General features: G+C 62.8%; 2 protein-coding genes. One reads left to right on the top strand and one right to left on the bottom strand.

Translation table 11 applies throughout. The annotated features are described in order from the left end of the window. Positions 1 to 205: 205 nt before the first annotated feature. Positions 206 to 1,591 (bottom strand): ATP-binding protein, encoded by a 1,386-nt coding sequence (locus SxD43FB_RS23385; RefSeq protein ID WP_255245886.1) that lies wholly within the window; start codon positions 1,589 to 1,591, stop codon positions 206 to 208. A 45-nt stretch (positions 1,592 to 1,636) separates the two neighbouring features. On the opposite strand from SxD43FB_RS23385, the gene SxD43FB_RS26245 reads away from it, so the two are divergent. Beyond that, positions 1,637 to 1,804 carry a hypothetical protein gene (locus tag SxD43FB_RS26245; RefSeq protein ID WP_255245885.1) on the top strand — a complete coding sequence of 56 codons (168 nt, stop codon included), beginning with the start codon at positions 1,637 to 1,639 and terminating at the stop codon, positions 1,802 to 1,804. Positions 1,805 to 2,160: the final 356 nt, after the last annotated feature.

Here is a 2,160-nt window from a genome sequence, read left to right as displayed (position 1 = left end):
GCCTCGATCGACAAGATCGGATGATCGACGATGATCCGACCGCGCCTTCGCGGCGCGTACTGGATCAGCCGGTCGATGGCGTCATTCTCGGCGCGGGGAAGATGCGCTGTCGAACAGGCGCAGACGGGGAAGCGGCGCATGGCCGGTCTCCTTGATTGGGTTGGGATAGGGGCGACCGGCGCGGCGAGCAAACTCAGGCGCCCTTTCAATTCGGCAAGAAATCGACCGTGATGGCACCGCGCTCGGCTTGAATGACGATCTTGCGATCGAGCGGAATCAGCCAGCTCAGATTATCCCATGCGCTCATGTTGATCGCTTCGAGGGTGGCAGCGTCCTCCCCAAGGAGGATATGCGTAGCGTACTGCCGCGCCTCGCGTTCGAAGGATCGCGACTGGGTGTCCCAGCTGTCACAGTCGCCATCATCAGCCGCACAGAAGAGCGTCGCATAGATCATGCGGCTCAGTCGGTCCGGCGTTATGCCATCATCGCGCGAGGCCAGGATGATGGCCTCCGCAATATCCCAACCGCCATTGCGGCAGACGAGCGCCGGGATTTCGATGGAATGGACGCTGCGTGGCGCGTCCGTGCGACCGGTTTCACAAACCGTCAGCTCGATGACGATCCGGTCGACCAGGCCACAAGCGAAATCGGCGGGGAGACACATGTCGTCGTCATAGCGATGGACGGAGCCTTCCCGGTCGATGCGCAGGGAAATATCCCTGACCACCGGGAGATCATCATACCAGGCGTAGCCTTGCAGCGCGTCTTCCGCCTCGACGAGTTGCACGTCCTGGATGGGCGGTTTGCCCCGAGCCAGCGCAAGCGCCTGCGCGATATCGGGTTCCAGGGCGGGGACAACGAGCATTGCGCCTTCCGGGGCAATTACGCGGCTGCTGCGCCCATGACAATCGTCAGCTGTCTGCGGCCGCCAGATCGATAACCCTGAACGCGCTTGCGGCAACGTGACGCCCAGCTCGCAGGCTCGCTGCCAGGCGGTAAAAGGCAGCCGGTGGTCTGGCCGGGTAGCGATGGCTCTGAATATGATCCGTTCAGCCGCTTCGCAAAGCGCCTTCAACGCCGCGTTGTCGATAACCTCCTTGCGCGCCGGCAGAACCATATGAATTTCCGGCGCATCCATAATATCGATCCGGACCGTCCAGAGACTGCCATTGTCTTTTTCTTCCCGAACCGTCGGCAAGGCGCATTTGACGCGGTGCCCGTGAAAATTGATGCGTTGGTCTCTTGGCCAATCAGGATCCCGGTCATAGACACCGATACGGCAGCCGCAGGCGTTTTCGACAAACATGGCGTCCTTGAGAAAGTCTTCTCGGAGCAGCATCGCGCCGTTCAACATAATCGGTATGGGGAAATGGCGGGCGGCATCGGCAACGGCGGCGTGCAGGCCATGTATCCATTCGTCCGGCATTTCGATCGAGATCAGCGTGCCCTGATCGATCATTCCCTGCCCAAGGGCCAGCGGTGCGCCGCTGTCCCATGCGTCTGCCGGAATCTCGACTTTCCAGGCCGCGCCCGCAGAGGGGGAGAAGGACTGGATGTCGACCGCGCGGCCGGCCAGGCTGAACATGCCCATGCCGGCCGGGTCTTCGCTGCGCGCGATATCATCGCCCCAGCGCGAATGTCCCAACATCAGCAGGGCGGCTGGATCGTCGATGCCGCAGCCATCATCGCGGATGTGCAGAAGGGATCGGCCGTCCTGTTCGGTCAGATCGACCGCGATGCAGGTGGCGCCGGCGCGTCTGGCATTCTGGAACATCTCATGAAGGCAGTCCCGGCTGTCGCCTGAAAAAAGGCGGGACGCGCGGCGGATCGCGTCCGGGCTGACAGCGCTATGGATCGTTGTTGGAAGGGGCATTTGATCTCCCTGGGTCCGGACTGGAACCCTCACCCCGCCCCGCTCCCTCCCCTCCGTTCGCCTTCCAGCGCCATGGTGCCCGCGGATGCCACTATGTATCCGATATTGCGGCAGCGGTCCCGGACTGCGAAGGACAAGGAATGCCTCAGGATCTGGATTCGCAACTCACCGACTTTCTGCGCCGCCTGCCGGACTGGATGCGACGGGACATCTCCGCCGCCGATCCGGCGCGGCGCGCGCGGAAGAGGCGCTGCACGCCATGCTGCTTGCGCTGGTCAAGGGGACAG

It is taken from the genome of Sphingobium sp. D43FB (assembly GCF_002312805.1).
Lineage (GTDB): Bacteria > Pseudomonadota > Alphaproteobacteria > Sphingomonadales > Sphingomonadaceae > Sphingobium.
This window is presented reverse-complemented; position numbering and strand designations above follow the sequence as displayed.

Excerpts from the sequence above, each read along its gene's own strand:
- SxD43FB_RS23385 (WP_255245886.1), bottom strand. The coding sequence starts at position 1,591 with ATGGGCATGTTCAGCCTGGCCGGCCGCGCGGTCGACATCCAGTCCTTC.
- SxD43FB_RS26245 (WP_255245885.1), top strand. The coding sequence starts at position 1,637 with ATGTCCCAACATCAGCAGGGCGGCTGGATCGTCGATGCCGCAGCCATC.